This is a genomic window from Streptococcus parasanguinis, assembly GCF_023109675.1.
GTDB classification, from domain to species: Bacteria; Bacillota; Bacilli; order Lactobacillales; family Streptococcaceae; genus Streptococcus; species Streptococcus parasanguinis_I.
This window is the reverse complement of record NZ_JALDUR010000001.1, coordinates 122,297-142,138: the sequence shown is the minus strand read 5'-3', so window position 1 is coordinate 142,138 and position 19,842 is coordinate 122,297. Positions and strand designations below refer to the sequence as shown.

13 protein-coding genes are annotated in these 19,842 nt (G+C 42.8%); 2 read left to right on the top strand and 11 right to left on the bottom strand.

All coding sequences use genetic code 11. The annotated features are described in order from the left end of the window. Positions 1-252: 252 nt before the first annotated feature. The 6 genes from gltX to M1G14_RS00590 all read right to left on the bottom strand — a co-directional run bounded on the left by gltX (position 253) and on the right by M1G14_RS00590 (position 7,637). On the bottom strand, positions 253-1,710 hold the full coding sequence (gltX, locus tag M1G14_RS00615; RefSeq protein WP_125826635.1) for a glutamate--tRNA ligase: 1,458 nt from the start codon (positions 1,708-1,710) through the stop codon (positions 253-255). Between the two features lie 169 nt (positions 1,711-1,879). Next, positions 1,880-2,662: an alpha/beta hydrolase gene (locus tag M1G14_RS00610; RefSeq protein ID WP_247926117.1), complete on the bottom strand. Its 783-nt coding sequence runs from the start codon at positions 2,660-2,662 to the stop codon at positions 1,880-1,882. A gap of 70 nt (positions 2,663-2,732) precedes the next feature. Beyond that, positions 2,733-4,394: a ribonuclease J gene (locus tag M1G14_RS00605; protein ID WP_070674456.1), complete on the bottom strand. Its 1,662-nt coding sequence runs from the start codon at positions 4,392-4,394 to the stop codon at positions 2,733-2,735. A gap of 203 nt (positions 4,395-4,597) precedes the next feature. Beyond that, the gene (locus tag M1G14_RS00600; RefSeq protein WP_049473337.1) at positions 4,598-5,140 is read right to left on the bottom strand and encodes a hypothetical protein; all 543 of its coding nucleotides are present in this window, start codon (positions 5,138-5,140) and stop codon (positions 4,598-4,600) included. 869 nt (positions 5,141-6,009) lie between these two features. Further along, positions 6,010-6,774 carry an ABC transporter ATP-binding protein gene (locus M1G14_RS00595; protein ID WP_031575699.1) on the bottom strand — a complete coding sequence of 255 codons (765 nt, stop codon included), beginning with the start codon at positions 6,772-6,774 and terminating at the stop codon, positions 6,010-6,012. Beyond that, positions 6,771-7,637, bottom strand: a complete 867-nt coding sequence (locus M1G14_RS00590; RefSeq protein WP_070674459.1) for an ABC transporter permease — start codon at positions 7,635-7,637, stop codon at positions 6,771-6,773. Before M1G14_RS00590 ends, M1G14_RS00595 begins: the two co-directional genes overlap by 4 nt. A gap of 363 nt (positions 7,638-8,000) precedes the next feature. Here M1G14_RS00590 and M1G14_RS00585 point away from each other — a divergent pair, with 363 nt between their 5' ends. Beyond that, positions 8,001-11,888, top strand: a complete 3,888-nt coding sequence (locus M1G14_RS00585) for a glycoside hydrolase family 66 protein (RefSeq protein WP_247926116.1) — start codon at positions 8,001-8,003, stop codon at positions 11,886-11,888. Positions 11,889-12,256: 368 nt separating this feature from the next. On the opposite strand, the gene M1G14_RS00580 is transcribed toward M1G14_RS00585, so the two are convergent. From M1G14_RS00580 to M1G14_RS00565, 4 genes are all read right to left on the bottom strand, one after another. Beyond that, positions 12,257-12,751, bottom strand: coding sequence for a beta-class carbonic anhydrase (locus M1G14_RS00580; protein ID WP_003008959.1), 495 nt, complete (start codon positions 12,749-12,751; stop codon positions 12,257-12,259). Positions 12,752-12,894: 143 nt separating this feature from the next. Then, the gene (gene radA, locus M1G14_RS00575; protein WP_425608332.1) at positions 12,895-14,253 is read right to left on the bottom strand and encodes a DNA repair protein RadA; all 1,359 of its coding nucleotides are present in this window, start codon (positions 14,251-14,253) and stop codon (positions 12,895-12,897) included. 13 nt (positions 14,254-14,266) lie between these two features. After that, entirely contained in the window at positions 14,267-14,806 is a 540-nt protein-coding gene (locus M1G14_RS00570) for a histidine phosphatase family protein (protein WP_247926115.1), read from the bottom strand. 1 nt (position 14,807) lies between these two features. Then, a complete protein-coding gene (locus M1G14_RS00565; RefSeq protein WP_042361437.1) occupies positions 14,808-15,254 on the bottom strand; it encodes a dUTP diphosphatase in 447 nt (148 codons plus the stop codon). 470 nt (positions 15,255-15,724) lie between these two features. Here M1G14_RS00565 and M1G14_RS00560 point away from each other — a divergent pair, with 470 nt between their 5' ends. Then, entirely contained in the window at positions 15,725-18,985 is a 3,261-nt protein-coding gene (locus M1G14_RS00560) for a SpaA isopeptide-forming pilin-related protein (RefSeq protein WP_247926114.1), read from the top strand. Between the two features lie 148 nt (positions 18,986-19,133). Here M1G14_RS00560 and M1G14_RS00555 read toward each other — a convergent pair whose 3' ends face one another. Beyond that, positions 19,134-19,823, bottom strand: coding sequence for a gamma-glutamyl-gamma-aminobutyrate hydrolase family protein (locus tag M1G14_RS00555; protein ID WP_003002057.1), 690 nt, complete (start codon positions 19,821-19,823; stop codon positions 19,134-19,136). Positions 19,824-19,842: the final 19 nt, after the last annotated feature.

Genomic DNA, 19,842 nt, shown 5'->3' with positions numbered 1-19,842 from the left:
ATAATTCTAACACCTTGTTTCAAAAAATGCCAGATAAGGTGTCATTTTTCTATGCTCAAATATCAAAAAAATGGCTCGAACTATCCCTCAAAAAATTCTCTTCATACATTTTCAAGAATAATGGTGAGTCGGAAACCGTATTATACTTGACAAATGGTAGAAAAAGAAGTAAAAAAATGAACTGAACCCCAAAAGTTGGATCTTTTCTGTCTAACTTTTGGGGTTCAATTCATTTACAGGCTTTTCTGATAATTATCTGATTTTTTCCAACATACTTTCAATATGTTGGATGGATTTTTCGCGTCCAAGTAAGTAGATGGTATCTGGTAATTCAGGACCATGCATTTCACCTGAAACGGCGATTCGGATTGGCATAAAGAGATTCTTCCCTTTGATCCCAGTTTCTTTTTGAACCGCTTTGATTTGTGGGAAGATATTTTCTGCCACAAACTCATCGTCTGACATGGCTTCCAATTTCGCTTTGAAGGCTTCAAGTACAGTCGGAACCGTTTCACCAGCCATGACTTCTTTTTCTGCATCTGTCAACTCTGGGAAGTCTGAGAAGAAAAGGTCTGTCAATGGAACGATTTCGTCCACCGACTTCATTTGTGGCTTGTAGAGTTCTACAAACTTCTCAGCCTTGTCTGTCAAACGACCTGCTTCTTCGAGGAATGGCTTGGCCATTTCAAAGATAGTCGCAAGATCCGCATTCTTGATATACTCATTGCTCATCCAGTCCATTTTCTTCTGGTCGAAAGCAGCTGGAGACTTGCTGAGACGATGTTCATCAAAGAGCTTGATGAGTTCTTCGCGAGAGAAGATTTCGTCTTCCCCACCAGGGTTCCAACCAAGAAGAGCGATGAAGTTAAAGACTGCTTCTGGAAGGTAGCCCTTCTTACGGTAATCTTCGATAAATTGAAGGGTATTCGTATCACGTTTAGACAATTTCTTACCAGTTTCAGAATTGATGATAAGTGTCATGTGACCGAATTCTGGTGCTTCCCAACCAAGGGCTTCATAGACCATGAGCTGTTTTGGGGTGTTGGCAATGTGGTCGTCTCCACGGATAACGTGAGAGATTTGCATGTCGTGGTCATCGATCACAACGGCAAAGTTGTAAGTTGGGTAGCCATCTTTCTTCTGGATGACCCAATCCCCACCGATATTACCACCTTCAAACTCGATATCGCCTTTGACCATATCATGCCACTTGTAGATACCAGACTCATTCACTGCCAAACGAACCGTTGGGATAATCCCTGCTGCTTCACGTTCTGCGATATAAGCTGCTTTTTCCTCTTCGCTCATGCCAAGGTATTCGTTAATGTAGCGAGGTGTTTCACCAGCTGCTTCTTGGCGTTCACGCTCTGCTGCCAACTCTTCTTCTGTAACGTAAGACTTGTAGGCTTTTCCTTCGGCCAAGAGTTGGTCGATGTATTTTTGGTAGAGTTCCAAACGCTCAGATTGGCGGTAATTTTCATGAGTCTCTGGACTTTCATCCCAGTCCATGCCCAACCAACGAAGGTTTTCAAGCTGGGAACGTTCGCCGTCTTCGACGTGGCGCTTACGGTCCGTATCTTCGATACGGATAATAAAAGTTCCACCATGATGGCGCGCATACAAGTAGTTAAACAATGCTGTACGAGCATTTCCGATGTGTAGTAGCCCTGTTGGACTTGGTGCATAACGTACACGAATATCTTTTGCCATATTTCTCTCCTCTTATCTTGTTCGCTATTTCTAGCTCAATTTTCAATCGTTCCTATTATACCACAAAGAAAGCAGGACTGAAATGAATAAGTGACCTTTCTAGTCTTTCTTCCTATATATAAAAAAAGCCAGAACAAATGCTCTGACTGATATCCAATCTATTTGTATCTTAGTTTAGTCTTTCTTCTAATTCAAAGTCGATTGGTAGGGTTTGTAAAAAGTGCTCCAACTCACGTTCCCAGTAGAACCATTCGTGCTTACCTGGGCTGTGGGTATAGGTGACATCCAAGCCTAACTTTTCTAATTCCTTGACTTCAAAATTATTGGCTTCATAAAGGAAATCCTGCTCCCCACACCAGATCCAGAGTTTGGTCTTCTTATCTGAAAACTTCTTGGCAGCCGTCTCTAGCGAATAGGGACTGGACGTCCAATCCTCAATCTCTCCAAAAATTCCCTTCCAAAAAGCTGGTTGTTCCAAGTCATTGTTTTCAAAGTCTCTATCGTGAAAACTAAGTGCTCCAGAAAAACTAGCCGCATGAGAGAAACGATTTGTCTTGAGGGCCAAGAGCATCGATCCATAGCCGCCCATGGATAAGCCAGCAATAAAGGTTTTCTCCCGTTTCTTAGTCATATTCGGAAAGAAGCGAGAAAGAGTCTCTGGCAATTCTTTCGCAATGGCCGTGTAGTAGTTGTAGCCATACTGGGTATCTGTGTAAAAGCCATTATTGGTATTGGGTAGGACCACGATCAGATTGGTATTGCGCAGGATGCGCTCCACATTGGTCCGCTTCAACCAAGAGTGGTGATTCCCATTCATCCCGTGTAAGAGATAGAGAACCGGAATATCCGTATCCGTTGGATCTTCCACGCGCGATGCATCGGGATAAAGGACGGACACCCCCCACTCCATCTTCAAAGCTTCTGAATAATACTCAATCTGCATAACTGCCATTTGCTTTCCTCTTTCTACTGTTAAAAACACTCGGCAAGCCTTCGGCTGCCAAGCGTTTCCATTTCTTCTATTATTTTACTTCCATCACGACTGGTAGGATGGCTGGACGACGTTTGGTTTGTTCAAATAAGAACTTAGACAAGTTGTCGCGTACCAAACCTTTTAACTCACCCCAGTCAAAGCTGTCTTGTGCCAAATAATCTTCGACGCTTTGGTTGACCAATTCGCAACTTTCACGAAGAATATCCCGACTTTTCTTGACATAGACAAAACCACGGGTGTGCACGCGCGCTTTGGAAATAATTTTCTTCTCTTTGCGATTCACCGTGATCGCCACAATAAAGATCCCGTCTTCTGACAAGACCTTGCGGTCACGAAGGACAATATTGCCCACATCACCAATGGCATTCCCATCGATCATGACATCTCCCGCTGAGACGCTACCGGCAGGGACGAAGTCACCCTTTTCGTACTCCATTACCGTTCCGCGTTTTGGAATAAATATGTTCTCAGGCAAAATCCCGACTTCCATCGCCACTCGTGCATGGGCATCCAATTCACGGTATTCCCCTTGGATTGGGAAGAGATATTTAGGACGAAGAAGGTTGATCATCAACTGCAAGTCCCGTGCGTTTCCGTGACCAGACACGCGCAAGCTTGACGTGATCAATTTGACAATGCCACCTGCTTGGTAGATCATGTTTTCCACACGAGCCACCACAGCTTCTTTAGCAATAGACGGCGTTGTGACGATGTAAACCAAGTCCCCATCTTTGATTTCCACATAGCGGTGACGACCAATCGACATCTTACGCAAACCATTGATCGGTTCACCCATCCGGCCTGTTTCCAAAATGATCAATTCATGGTCCTCAAAACGACTCATTTCTTTTGGCTTGATCAAGAGTTTTTCGTTGGCAAGAGATAATTTATTCAAGCGGATGGCTGTGCGGACGATATTTTCCACATCAAACCCTGTCAAGACCACCCGGCGGCCAGTCCCAGCTGCAGCATCAAAGACCTGCTGGATCCGAGAAAGGTTGCTGGCTACCGCCGCTACGATGACACGACCATCCCAGTCCGCAATGGTATCCAGGATTTCATCGCCCACCTCTTGCTCACTAGCAACTTGCATCTTGCTATCTGCGTTGGCCGAATCACTCAGGAGGGCAAGCACACCCTCACGTCCAATCTCAGCTAGGCGAGCAAAGTCCGTCGCATAAGACTCACTAGCAGTTTGGTCAAATTTAAAGTCTCCTGTATAGACGATATTGCCCTCAGGAGTGCCAATCACAATCCCGATACTTTCAGGGATGGAGTGGGTTGTTTGAAAGAAAGAGACGACGGCATCACCAAAATCAATCTCAGAATTTTGATCAATAACATGGAAGTCATTGAATTTCTTCACACTGTCATTGCTTTTCACAAAGAGTTTAGCCAACTCAATGGTCAATTCTGTCCCGAATACAGGGACTTTCGCTTCCGCCAAAAGATAAGGCAAGGCCCCAATGGCATCCGCATGACCGTGGGTCAAGAAAACACCCGCAATGCGGTCCTTGTTTTCAAATAGATAATCCATGTTGGGGATAACGACATCCACCCCAAGTTGCTCATTTTCTGGATACTTCAAACCTGCATCCAAGACAAAAATTGAATCGTTCACTTCGGCAACGTAGAGATTTTTCCCATTTTCTCGAACACCGCCAAGAGTGACTAATTTAATACTACTCACTGTTGTCTCCTTTAGTGTGATTATTTTAATACTTACGGTCCTTGGTCGCCCAAGTCGAATTACAGCTTTGCAAATACTTGCATATCCACTCTATTATACAATTTTTTTCTCTTTTTTTCAAAAAGCTTTCCACAGCAAAAAAGTCCTCTCATCTATTTCAGATGAGAGGGCTTCTAGGCGCCTATTTTTAGGGGGAAAAGACCCTAAAGATGGTAATCTCCCCGTTTATTTTCAATGATCCGCATGGCTGCCTTGATCACATGAAACTTGCCTAACAATTCCTCTAGGCGCTTACTATTTCGCTCGCTCAATTGGCCGTTCTTGACCGCTTGGGACAGGCGATAAAAATCATCCAAGTCCTCCCCAATGTTTTCAAACAGCTCTTTGGCTTCCTTGAGTCGGTAGCGATTGACTAGGTGGTTTACATCTTTTTTGAAGGAAGCGACATTGTTTTCGTGAATATCCGTATAAGCTTCCTCTTCTTCCTTAGATTCTTGGTAATTGACCGCCTTAAAGCAAGTGATGAACTCCCGACTTTTGATATTGCAGACAAAGATGACGCCATCACTGGCTACATAAGCTTCTGTATTAGCCGGTTGAACCACATTACTATCATAAGGAGAGAGGGAGGAGAGGTGTTGGTTGATCCACTTATTCAAGTGCTGATCATCTACGCCAAAGCGCTCAAAAGCTCTTTGCCGAAAATGGTCCCGACAACTATATTCTTGCGCATACGACAATCCCATACTCTCACCTCCTCCTGAGTATTTTATAAAAATGGCCTCCAGTCTTACGGGACTAGAGGCCTGGTCTGCTTCACTGACTTGGTGCAATTAACCTTTTGGCTAACAAAACAATGTTTATGATGTTGATTTCATTTAATAGTATTTGTGTAAAATACCAGAGGTTTTCTTTGCTATCCTAAATCCAAATGATTAGTTTTCGACTGGACGCATCGAAGTTTGAAAACCTTTACAAAAAGCTTCTACCTACTATTTCCACGTTTTCTTATGTCTCCGGACAAACTAAGCAGGTTTGCCCGACCGTCCAACCGATCCGACACACACGACATGACTGCTCTTTTACGATAAGAGCATGAACAGATATCAGCAAAACAGGCCTAAAACGAAGTAACCTAAATTTTAACTCGATAAGGCATTGGTATCAATCCCTTCTTCATCTTTCTAACTATATTATACTCAGCTCCCTAAGCAATTGCAAGCGATTTCGGCTGAAACTAGTTCCTATTTTTATGCGGTTTTATAGATGATTTAAGGAAAAGAAAAAGTTAGAGACCAAGTCTCTAACTTAGCTGTAGACAAACTACTTCCACATCAAACAACCTAAGTAATACTAAAAAATTAAATCGATCGTTACTATTAGACTCATGCAAACATACTCTGAAACTATCCGCCGTGAGAAACATTTCTAAAATGAGTTTGTATTTTAGTGAAGCCTCTAGGTAAAACACAGTAGCTGATTGAACTCTTCTCTCGCTTAATCAGCTCGGAAGAATTCTAATCAGCCTTGTAGGGGTAGGACGACGAAGCGTCCACAATCGTATAGCTTCTGTCCTACTCCCTATTTTCACTTTGCATTTTACGGGCTTTGTATCTTATTCTTTCTCAAACAATTGATAGTAGTCTGCGATGGTCATTTGGGCTTTTTCTTCTTGATTGAGGTCTTGGACGATGTGTCCGTCTTTCATGACAATCAAGCGATTTCCATATTTCAAAGCATCTTCCATATGGTGAGTGATCATAAGAGCTGTGAGGGCATCTTGTTTCACAAACTCATCGGTCAAGGTCATGAGGGCCTGACTAGTTTTTGGATCCAAGGCTGCAGTGTGTTCGTCTAAAAGTAAGAGTTCTGGACGTTTCAGTGTCGCCATCAACAGACTCAAGGCTTGTCGTTGCCCCCCTGATAGAAACTCAACAGCAGTGTCGATATGATTTTCCAAGCCATTGCCGATCTTAGCAAGGACTGTTTGAAACTCTTCTTTATAGCTGGCCAAGTGACGCGGAATCAAACCACGTTTTTCTCCACGAAACTTCGCTACCAAGAGGTTTTCCGCTACTGTCATGCGAGGTGCTGTCCCCATTTTAGGATCTTGAAAGACCCGCGATAGGTACTTGGCTCTCTTTTCAGGAGAATAGTTGGTTACATCTTCCCCCAAAATATAAATTTTCCCACTGCTCACCGGAAGCGTCCCTGCAATGGTATTAAAGAGGGTTGATTTTCCAGCTCCATTACCCCCCAAAATCGTGATAAAATCATGCTCTCGAATTTCCAAGGAAACATCATCCAGAATGACTTTTTCTTCGTTCATCCCATTGCTCACGGCTTTGGTTACATTTTTTAATTCTACAATTGCTGTCATTTACTGAGTTTCGCTCCTTTCATGATTTTTCCCTTAAAGGTTGGAATCATCAGGCAGATAGCCAAGATCAAGGCACTGAAGATTCGAATATAGCTGGTATTGATGCCAAGCGCAATCACGGCCCAAATCAAAAATTGGTAGGCGATCGATCCGATCGCAATACTGAGCAAGCGCTCTGTCAAAGTGACATTTGAAAAGAGCACCTCTCCAATAATAAGGCTGGCAAGCCCAATAACGATGACACCAATCCCACGTGAAGCATCCGCATAGCCTTCTTGCTGGGCCATCAGTGCACCAGAAAGAGCAATAATCCCATTTGAAATGACCAAGCCCATCAATTCCATCCGGTCGGTGTTGATCCCAAAGCTCTTGGCCATATCTGGATTGTCCCCTGTCGCAATATAGGCTTGACCCAAGCGTGTATCCAAGAAGAAGATCAAACCAAGGATCACAAGCGTTACGAAAATCAAACCAATCAGAATCTCATTGAACCCACTGGCAAAAGGAAGAAATTCCTGTAATTTTTTATAGCCCAAAAGTCCCAAATTAGCCCGCTGCATGACAAAGAGAATAACCGAGTTACAAGACGTCATTACGAGGATCCCTGACAAGAGTGTCGGGATTCTTCCTTTTGTGTAGAGAAGACCCGTCGCAAGTCCCGCCAAACACCCTGCACCAATAGCAGCCAGCGTCGCAAGGAGCGGGTTGACCCCTTTAGTAATCAAGGTCACCGCCACCGCTCCTCCAAGCGGGAAGGAGCCTTCTGTCGTCATATCTGGAAAATCTAGAATTCGGAACGTCATAAAGATTCCTAACCCTAAAATGGCCCAAATCAAACCTTGTGAAACAATTGAATTAATCATAGTTTCTCCCTTCGATAATAGTAGTTTAATTGTAACATAAATAGGGAGGAGAACCTATAGGAAATTAATGCTTCTTCTTACATTTATTTTTTACCTTTGTGTTTTGTTTAATTTTATGTCAAAAAAACGAACTAAACTATTTTTGCGGTTCATTTTTTTGCAAATATTTTTTTGGATATAAATATCAATATTTAAAAACTCACATTTAAAGCTATTTTCTGGCACTTTCAAGAAAACATTCAATTCACTTTCTTTCCAAAATTGACACTATCTAGTGAAAAATCGTATACTTATTTGGTATAAAATGAACAAATAATGTAGAAACGTTGATTTACTTATTTAGACTGTATGTGGGAGAAAAAAATGAAACAAGAAAAAAATAGTGTCTCTGAAAAAGGGCACGGCTATTTCCGCAAACGCAACAAGACATTGGTCTCTATGATTACCCTTTTTGGAGCCTTGATGGTAAGCTCTGTTGCCATGGCTGACGAGGTCAACACCAATCCGACTTCTGAGATTTCAGCAACCGCTCAACCAGCAGCAACCAACACCAGTACTCCTACCACTACTAGTGAGGAAGGTGCTACGACGGAAGCAACGTCTTCGCCATCGGAATCAACACCAACTGTTACTGCCACTCAACCGGTCAGTGCAGCTCCAGCAACTACTTATAATACTCCAAAAATCACCAACGACGTCACCTTTGATAAAGCGACTTATAAAAGTGGGGAAGACGTCCGGATCTCCATCAACAACCCTGAAGTGGTTTCATCTGATGTCACTGTCTCTCATTTAGATCAGGTCATTTATGAAAAGAAAAACGTTGAAGGCGGCGAACTGACGATTCCAAATACGATCTTTTCACCTAATGCTGGATTTATCGTTGATGTCCTTGGTAAGAAAGCAGATGGCTCCCAAGCCTTTCATAAGGCAGCGGGTCTTGCTGTTGAAGATGACTGGACGATCTACCCACGTTATGGGGTGGTTGCCGGCTCAAAAGACAATCACAACTCCATCACCAATGATCAGGTAGAAGGCTACAAGAATAGTATTGACCAATTGGCCAATATGCACATCAACAACTACTTCTTCTACGACGTTTACAATACGCCAGCTAACCCATTCCCAGCAAATGTTGAACGTTTCACTCAAGATTGGGCGACTTTCTTGATTCCAAATAGCGAAACAGATCCTGACAAGCGCAAGTCCTACTTGCCTGTCATCGATACAGAAGCAGTCAAAGAGCTAGTGGCTCATGTTCATTCAACTGGTGCCAAAGCCATGCTGTATAACATGATTTACGCAGTTTCCCTCGAAGAAGGGGTCCCAAATGAAGTGAACAGTGCCATTGTTCGCAATCTACAAGACCATTTCAACTTCGGTAAAAAGGGTGATGTCACAGCGACTGATATCCAACAATTTCTCGATCCGGGTGATCCAAATTGGCAAAAATTTATCATTGAAGTCATGACCAAAGCCATGAAAGAAGGGAATTTTGATGGATGGCAAGGGGATACCATGGGCTCTAACTGGGTGGAAAAAGTCAGTGAACCTGGAAAAGGCTTCTCTTTGAGCGAACACTATCCAGAACTAGCCACAGCTGCAACAGAGGCCCTCAAAAAAGAAGGCTATGACTTCATGATCAACGATATCTCTACTGGAGATGCTGATCGACTAGGTAAGACCAATGTCTCTGCACCTTATGCGGAAGTTTGGGGAGATAGCATTGCCTATGACTCTACCTACCAAGCCTTGACGCGTCTTACCGAACGGATGCGTGATTTATACAAGGGGAAATCTCCTATCATCGCAGCCTATACCCATCGTGGTAAAAATGCATCAGCCCTCAGCAAAGACAACGAATTGCTGACAGATGCTATTATCGCAGCGAGCGGTGGTTACCATATGACGACTGCAGCCCTCAATACTTCTCAAGATGCTAAAGGTTTTGGGGTGATCCAAGCAGAATGGTATCTCAATCAAAACCTACCAGTCAATGCTGACTTTGCCAATGCAGAATTCAACTACCAAGAATTCATCGTTGCTTACCAAGAACTTCTCCGCGGTCGCGACACCTTGGCACATGATACCCGTCGGATCGTAGACAATACCAATGTACTGGTGAACGGCAACTTCATCGGATCCAACCTGGATAATGCTGATGGGGTTCAACCTGGAACCGTTTATACCATTACAAAAGAAACCAAGACGGGTGATCGAATTGCTCACTTGATCAATTTGGTCGGCATCACTGAAAACAAATGGAACAGCGCTGTGAATACAACCGAAAAATTGACCAATATTCAAGCTTTTGTTCCACTCGGAAAAATCACAAAAGATCAGGCTGAACACGCCAGCATTTACTGGGCAACACCTGATGCTGTTGAAGGAAAATACAACATCAAGCTCCGGGAAACAAGCGCAAATGTTTATTATGACGGAGGGGCTGGCCAATGGATGGCTGCTATCGATGTTCCGAGTCTAGATGTATGGGATATGCTCTATGTCAAACTCAATGAAGCCGCTCATGTTCTTTATCAAGACGAAAACGGAGTTGAGCTCGAACGTTCTAGTGACTTGGTTGGTCATACAGGTGAAAAGATCAACTACTCTACAAAAGAAACCATTGCCAACTATTTGAAGAAAGGCTATGAACTAGTAGAGAATGGCTTCGATGCAGAGGGACAACCAAACTTTGACCGCGATGCTACCAACACCAATGAAGATGGCGTTCAAGAGTTTATTGTCCGCTTGGCACCAAAAATTGTGGAATTTTCTGCAACACAGCCCATCCAAGCAGGTCAAGTTGTTCCAGGAGATAGCGAGGGGCGTGTCTATCCAACTCCTCTAGCTCCAGCTGGTCAAACAACGGCTGATCTGGATCATTTATCTGAAACAGTGATCCGTACAGTGACCTATGTAACAGAGGATCAGGATGGATCTAACCGCCAGCCTGCAGGAATAGCTGATCAAACTGGCAGCCTTCATTTCACTCGCAAAGGAACCATCAATTTGGTGACAGGCGAGACAAGTCTTGAAGACTGGACAGCTCAAGATGGCACAAGCTTTGCAGCTCTTGAAAATCCCGTCAAAAAAGGCTATGTTGTCGTAGCAGAAGAATCGACTGATGCCGTCTCTTCTGATCTGACAAAAGCAGGAGAACATACTGGCATTCATGCTGATGCAGCAGACATCACAGATACGGTCATCTATCGCCCAGTCGGTGCCTATAGGATCAGCTATGCTACTGGTAAAGAACCAGCCCATGCTCAAAAAGAGATCACTTATCTAAATGATCCCACAAATCCAACCGCCATTGCATCTCCTACCGATACCCTTCCTTACGTGGAGGGATTAGAGCCAAAAGATGCTCATGGACAAGTCTTAAATCTTGTGGATCCTCTTGACGAGACCAAAGGCTATCTTCTTCCAAGCCCTGAGTCTCCAACAGCTGATACTGCTATTACCTATGCCATCACCAAAGGATCTGTCAGAGTACGATTCCTCACTGAGGGAGGCGACACTGATCTGCAAGAGGCGCAAGACCTCGCTACAGAGGTAGATTTCGGCACCAAGTACACTAGTGAGGCCCCAACAGAAATCACAAAAGATGGTCGTATCTACCATCTAGTTGGACACCGTGCTGATTCTGCTGATCCAAGTGGCACAGTCACTAAGGGAATGAAAACGGTCATCTATGATTACAAGTTAGCTACGGGAACAGTCATCGCGCGATTTGTCATCCAAGATACTAGCACTGAATTGCAACCAGAGCTTGCTATTGCAACAAATGTGGACAATGGAACCCATTACGTCGCTAGCGCACCAGATGAAATCTCCTACGACGGCCACATCTATGAACGGATCGGTGCAGCTGAACAAACTGGGAAGGTAGAAGTTGGAACAACCATCTTGATCTTTGCCTACAAGGTCAAAGAAATCCCTACTCCACAACCATCCCCAGAAACAGAAAAAGAAGAAACAGTCAGCCCTCTTCCTTCCGTGACAAAAGCAAACACGACTGATGCTCATGAAGAAAAGGGATCAGCACTTCTCTCTAACAAAGAAGAGGAGAAACCTCTTGAAACAACAAGCCAAAAAGAGGAACTCCCTGAAGTTGTTCCTAACACCCCTCAAGAAGGAACTCATCTACCTGCAACAGGTGAAGAAACCTCTCAGCTAGCCCTACTTGGACTTGGCCTCTTAGCAGGTTTGTCCAGTCTTATCCCTTACAAAAAGAAACAAGAGTAGATCCCAAACACAAAGAAACTTCCTATGGAATTCTGTTCCAAGGAAGTTTTTTTATATTTATACAACTCATTCAGAGTCTAGATCCCTTTTATGAGGGTGACTGACGACAATAAGGGTGTGAAGTACTACCACTCCAAACCCTACTGTATTCCAATTCAAAGTGGATTCATTCCCCTTGTTGCCGGCAGTTTGAAAGATCAAATTGCTTTACTAGTATACTGTTTTCTCCACTTCAAGTCAATGGAAATTCTATGAAACTAGTAACAGAATGAAACGACTAATCGAATAATTTCTGAAACATTTCATAATATATATGCATGTTTTTACAAGCTAACGAAGAACTTTTTAATATGTCTACCTTACTGAATTCATTTCACTTCTGAGATCAACCCGGTGTCCACATCATACACTGCTCCTGAAATCACCACATCCTCTGGAATCAAAGGAGAAGCTTTTAAAAGCTCCATATCCTCGCGGACACTCTCCTCAATATCTTGAAACGGAAGGAAATCGCGATCTCCTACATCCACACCCAGTTCTTTCTTGAGATGCTGACGGAAACCTTCGTTTTCAAAGGTCTGTGCGCCACAGTCTGTATGGTGTAAGACCACAATTTCACGGGTTCCCATTTGCTGCTGCGAAATGACCAAGGAGCGGATCATGTCATCGGTCACGCGCCCTCCAGCATTCCGCAAAATATGGGCATCTCCAAGAGCCAGACCTAGTGCAGGCGCCACGTGAAGACGGGAATCCATACAGGTCACGATGGCGACTTGTGTTTTTGGCTTAATCGGAAGACGGAGGTCTCCATGTAGCGCCACATAAGCTTGGTTGGCTGTTAAAAAATTATCAAAATAAGACATGGTCTCTCCTTTATTCCTTTGAAATTCAAATCATCTATTATTTTACCACATCCGATCCTTTCTGTCAGGGGATACCTCCTGTCATCTGTCACATCTGAAAAAAAGCCTTAAACTTCCCGTTTAAGACTTTTCTACTATTAAAATTAAAATACTTTCTTCAAGACTTCAGACAGTGTACTCACACCGACCACTTCGATCCCTGATGGTGTCGAAATCCCCGTCAGAGAGTTTTTCGGAACATAAATCTTGGTAAAACCGAGCTTGGCAGCTTCATTGATCCGTTGTTCGATCCGGTTGACCCGGCGAACTTCTCCTGTCAAGCCCAACTCTCCAACGAAACATTCCTGCGGGTTGGTTGGCTTGTCCTTGTAGCTCGAGGCAATGGCTACGGCTACGGCTAGGTCGATAGCTGGCTCATCCAACTTGACACCACCTGCAGACTTGAGGTAGGCATCCTGATTTTGAAGGAGCAAACCCGCTCGTTTTTCTAGCACTGCCATGATGAGACTGGCCCGATTGAAATCAAGCCCCGTTGTCGTCCGCTTGGCGTTACCAAACATGGTTGGCGTCACCAAGGCCTGCACTTCAGCTAGAATCGGACGTGTCCCCTCCATGGTAACCACGATAGAGGAGCCAGTTGCACCATCCAAGCGTTCTTCCAAAAAGACCTGACTCGGATTAAGGACCTCGACCAAGCCACCTGATTGCATCTCAAAGATTCCGATCTCATTGGTGGAGCCAAAGCGGTTTTTGACTGCTCTCAGGATTCGGAAGGTGTGGTGGCGTTCCCCCTCAAAATAGAGCACCGTATCCACCATGTGCTCCAGCATCCGAGGACCTGCTAAGGTTCCTTCCTTGGTCACATGCCCCACGATAAAGATGGCGATGTTATTGGTTTTGGCCAGCTGCATGAGCTCAGCCGTCACCTCACGCACCTGAGAGACTGATCCCTGCACCCCTGAAATCTCAGGAGACATAATGGTCTGAATCGAGTCGATGATCAGAAAATCTGGCTGGATGCGCTCTACCTCGGCTCTCACGCTCTGCATATTGGTTTCTGCATAGAGGTAAAACTCACTGTCAATATCCCCCAAACGCTCTGCCCGAAGTTTGATCTGCTGGGCCGACTCCTCCCCACTGACATAGAGAACCGTTCCCACTTGAGACAGTTGGGTTGATACTTGAAGGAGAAGGGTTGATTTCCCAATCCCTGGATCCCCACCGATGAGGACGAGACTTCCTGGCACAACCCCGCCACCAAGCACTCGGTTAAACTCCTCCATCTCCGTCTTGGTCCGGTGAACATTGATAGAGGTCACGTCCGCCAATTTCATGGGTTTGGTCTTTTCACCCGTCAAGGATACCCGTGCATTCTTGACCTCTGCGACCTCGACCTCTTCGACAAAGGAGGACCAAGAACCACAGTTAGGACAGCGCCCTAGGTATTTGGGTGAATTATAGGCACAATTTTGACACACAAATGTCGTTTTTTTCTTTGCGATGATAAACCTCTTTCTAAATCTCTATCTCACACTCAATCACTTGGCAAAAATCAATCTTCTCATTTGACACAAACTGGCGCATGAGCATTCCGTGAGTTACAATGATAATAGTTTTATAATTTTTATATTTTTCCAAAGCTCTTAAAAAACGATGACGCATCTCTAGATCAGTTTCATAGCGATAAGGAGAATCTTCAGATAAAGCTCCTTGATGTTTTAGATAATATTCATGAGCTACCAATACACTGGTTAAATCAGAGTTAGTGCCATCTAAGTCTGAACGCCACTCATGAAAAAACGGCTCCACAAACAAGTCCAATCCTGTTTCAACTGCTATATAATGTGCTGTTTCTAAAGCCCTCGTCACAGACGATGAAATAATAATCTCTGCCTTTCCAAAACATGCAGTTTTAGCAACTTCTTTTGCCAGACTGCGACCTTTTCCTGTCAATGGTGCTAAATCACGACCAAAACCACTATAGAGTTGCGGATCTTCAAGTTTATCAAGCATACTATAATCTGGCTCCCCATGACGGACAAAGATAATCTTCATCTTAGTGCCCTGTCGACCCAAATCCACCGGTCCGCACGCCATCCGCCTCATCTCCATCTGCAATTAAGAAAGGAGCAAAGACAGCCTGGACCACACGTTCCCCGACTTCAAGGACGACTTCTTGGTCCGTGATGTTTTTCATCTGAGCAAAGATATGGCCTTCATTTCCTGGATTGCCATAGTAATCCCCATCAATTACCCCAACAGAATTGATCAAGACCAGGCCTTTTTTGCGAGGATTAGAAGAACGGTCATAGAGATAGAGCACTTCAGTCGGTTGCATATAGGCCTTGACCCCAGTTGGAACGAGGACGATTTCCCCAGGAGCAATCACCGTGCGTTCTGCCACTTTTAAGTCGTAGCCAGCTGCGTGTGCTGTCTCCCGTTTTGGCAACAAGTCCTGATTGGTATAGGTTGATACAAGTTCAAATCCACGAATTTTAGTCATCCTGATTCCTCTTTCATTCTAAATAGTTTCTATCTCTTCTATTATACCATCACTTCGCCCTAGCGTCTCCTCTATACTACTATTCGTATTTTTAAAAAGAATTCTCTTCAATCTGGAAGTTATATATTGTTTTCATGTTTTTTCTGAAAATAAAACACTATCATGACTGATATGACATATAATTTGTGCTAAAAAATGCTATTTTTAGCTTGAATATAAGCGTTATTTTTGCTATAATTCCCTGTGTAGGGAATAATTTTAAAAGTAAAATATTTTATCCTATAAAATTATTTTATGGAGGTCGTGTCTCAGCATTCAATTCTTATTACCAACAGATTGGATTTAAACATCCAGATCTTTAAGAGTAATCAGGCATTGATGATTAGGCACTATTTTTTTATGAAAAGGGAAGATAAAATGAAAAAGAATAGGATATTAAAATTTTCTCATTTGTCCTTTGTTTAGTGGCTATGCTTTTCGCTTTAGGTCTGAATCGCACTTCAGCAGAAACTCCTGGAGTGACAGTAAGCGGAAAATTCGTGGATACAATTAAAAATATCCAAGTTACCAGTAATGAAGGTGGCAATCTTAATTGGGACTTAGAACAGTGGGCTACGTTCCGTATTAATGCTACATATGATTTAACAGGTAAAAATGTTAAGGCAGGAGACCAAACGGTGGTTACTGTGCCAGATGCATTAATGATTACTTCTGATAGTTTTGAAATTCGTGATATTAACACAAATGAAATTATCGCTCATGCTACTGTTGATGCTACCAATAAAAGATTAACATTAACTTATACAGATTATGTTGAAAAACATTCCGATACAAATGGATCGTTCTTCTTCTATGCGCGTATTGACTTTAAAAAACATCCCCAAAAAGGTGAGATTCCTGTTGAAATAACCGTCAATGGGGAAACAAAGATTGGCGGCAAAGTTTCCTTTAAAGGGATTGGTGATGGGAACCCAAGACTTTTAACAAAGACTAGCTGGGTTAATAGCGGAAATCATAAAGAAGTTCAATACACAATTTCTGTCAATCGTAACAAACAAAATATCAAGGGTGTAACAATTGAAGATCACTTGAGATTTACGAATGCATCCTATGTAAAAGATAGTATCAAAGTTATCAAAGGTAAGTTTTCTTACGAAACTGGTGAGTGGGTATTCTCTAATCGCGTCGACGTAACTGATCAACACAAGATAACAATCAGTGAAGATGGACAATCATTTGTTATTGATTTAGGAGATATTACTGATCAAGATCAATATCGTATCGATTATAAAGTACAATTGAATTATGAACCTGTAGATGGTGAACTTTTGAAAAACGAGGCAACTCTTAAAGGTAAAGAGATTGAGAGCAAAGATGTAACTAACGTTGCTGCAGTTCAAGTCGCTGGTGGTTCTGGTGTTGGTTATGTATACTCAATCAATATTCATAAAGTAGACGATGCAAATCAACCGCTTAAAGGTGCTAAGTTTAGAGTTGTTCGTCAAGCTAATAATCAAGTTATCGGTGAGTTTGAATCAGACGAAAATGGAAATATTGCTGTTGGAAAACTCTTAAAAGATAAATATATCTTAACTGAAATTGAAGCCCCTTCAGGTCATATCATTAAAAAAGCTGATACTGTAGTTAATGTTGAAGATTTTGGTGCTGATCATTCAGTAACGAAAACGATTGTGAATCCGAAAGATAAGCCAAAAGAAACAAAAGCTACCATCGAATTAGATAAAACTCTTACAGGACGTGATCTAACAGATGGCGAATTCAGCTTTGAATTGTACGAGGGTGCTAACAAGCTTCAAACTGTTACAAACAAAAACGGAAAAGTAACATTTGCACCAATTGGGTACACCGAAGAAGGTGAACACACATACACTGTTAAGGAAGTAGCTGGAAATACCCCAGGTATTACCTATGACAAGACTGATAAACAAGTAACTGTTAAGGTGAAAAAAGATGGCGACAACCTGAAAGCAGATGTGGCTTATCCAGACAATAAAACCTTCTCAAATACTTATACGGCTCCTCAACCAGCAAAAGCTAAAATTTCAGCTAGCAAGATTTTAGAAGGTGCTGAATTGAAGAATGGCGAATTCAATTTCCAATTGTTGGATGAAACCGGAAAAGTTCTTCAAACAAAACAAAATGCTGCAGATGGTACGGTAACCTTTGATGACATTTCATATTCATCAGAGGACGCAGGAAAAACTTTCCACTACACGATCAAAGAAGTCATTCCTGAAAGCAAAACAAAAGGAATGACCTACGATGAAGGAAGTATTGATGCGACCGTAACTGTCACAAAAGATGATGCAAGCAATACACTCAAAGCTTCTGTGGCATATGGTGATAAGAAGTCATTCACTAACAAATTGGTAACAACTTCCATTCCACCAACTCCTCCGACGGTTGACAAACCTGAATTGAAACTCTACAGCATCCAATTGCACAAAGTGAATCAAGAAGGGAAAGCTCTTGCAGGTGCTGTATTTGGTCTCTTTGAAGCCGATGGTACGACTCCTGTAGCAAACCCTTATGGAGAAGGACAAGCAACTGCTACTTCATCAGATGAAGAAGGTAAGAAAGGTCTTGTAACCTTTATAGGATTAGAAGCAAAAGATTATGTGGTGAAAGAACTTACTGCTCCAGAAGGATATCAACTATCAACAGATGTGATTAAAGTTTCTACTAGCGAGTTGAAAGCTGCGACTAACCTCGTCGTAGACAAAGGAACAGTGGTCAACAAACCATTCACTTCAATTCCACCAACTCCTCCGACTGTTGACAAACCTGAATTGAAACTCTACAGCATCCAATTGCACAAAGTGAACCAAGAAGGAAAAGCTCTTGTTGGTGCCGTATTCGGTCTCTTTGAAGCCGATGGTACGACTCCTGTAGCGAACCCTTATGGTGAAGGTCAAGCGACTGCAACTTCTGATGCGAATGGTCTTGTAACCTTTACAGGATTAGAAGCAAAAGATTATGTAGTAAGAGAACTTACAGCTCCAGACGGTTACCAATTATCAGATGAAGTCATCAAGATCGCAGCTAGTGATTTGGTTGCTTCAAACAATGTAGTGGATAAAGGAAATGTCGTTAACAAACCGTTCACTTCAATTCCACCAACTCCTCCAACTGTTGACAAACCTGAATTAAAACTCTACAACATTCAATTGCACAAGGTAAGTGAAGAAGGTAAAGGTCTTCTAGGAGCGGTATTTGGACTCTATGAGGCAGATGGTACAACTCCAGTCGCTAACCCTTATGGTGAAGGTCAAGCGACTGCTACTTCAGATGAGAATGGTCTCGTAACTTTCATTGGATTTGAAGCAAAAGATTATGTCATCAAGGAATTGACAGCTCCAACTGGATACCAATTGTTAACGAATCCTATCACAGTTTCAGCTAGTGATTTTACCCAAGCTAAAGATTTGGTCGTTGATAAAGGAAATGTAGTAAATAATAAAATTCCACCATATACTCCACCATATACTCCGCCATATACCCCACCAACTCCACCAACTACTCCTTCAACACCTCCAACGCCTTCAACCGACAAACCGAAAGGAAATCAACCTTCTGGTAAACAATCAAAAGAAGGTAAAAAACAAAGTCTTCCTTCTACTGGTGAGACAGTAAGTGCTGGATTTATTACAGCAGGTCTTGTCCTTGCAAGTGCTGGAAGCATGCTCGTTGCTAAAAAACGCCACGAATAAGTTCTTAAAACAGGTCTATCTAGCAATGCTAGATAGACCTGTTTTTTTATTAATGATTATCCTATTTTTTCATCGTATTACCAGCGTTTTGTCTATATTTTCTTAGAAACACAAAGAGAGATTGGCTCAAGTCCAACCTCTAACTTCATTATAATTCCTGTAATAAATAACGGAAGAGTTCTAAATTTCCTTTTTCTTCATTGACCAAGTATTCTGGATGCCACTGCAAGCCCATAATCCGATGGCCGTCTACCGCTTCAATCGCTTCGATGGTGTGATCGCGCGGATCAAAGGCGGTCGCACGAAAATTTGGTGCAAGATCCTTGATACTTTGACGGTGAACGGAATTGATCCGACTGGCCTGACCAAAGAGTTGCTCCACCACACTACCTTTTTTAGTCTCGATAGAATGGGAAGTCCCAAACGGAAGTCCTTGCCAATGTCCTTCGATCTCTTGGTTGAGTGTTCCTCCAAAAGCCACATTGATCAACTGAACCCCACGGCAGATTCCTAGAACCGGTTTGTTTTGACGAACTGCTTCCTTCAGTAGGGCAAGCTCAAATTGATCGCGTTCGATATTGTAATCATCGCTTTCGATGGTTTTTTCTTCGCCATAGAGACTAGGATCGACATTTTGGCCTCCACTTAAGATCAATTTGTCAATCGTTTCAACATAGTCCTTAACCAAGGAAGGGTCTCCCATCGGAATGACCATTGGAAGTCCACCTGCTTGACGGATCCCTTCCGCAAATTGACTAGACACGGAGGAATGAAGGTTTTTCCCTTCCGGGTCCACCGGACAGAGATTAGCGGATACTCCAACAATTGTTCTGCACATATTCATTCCTCCTTCATTT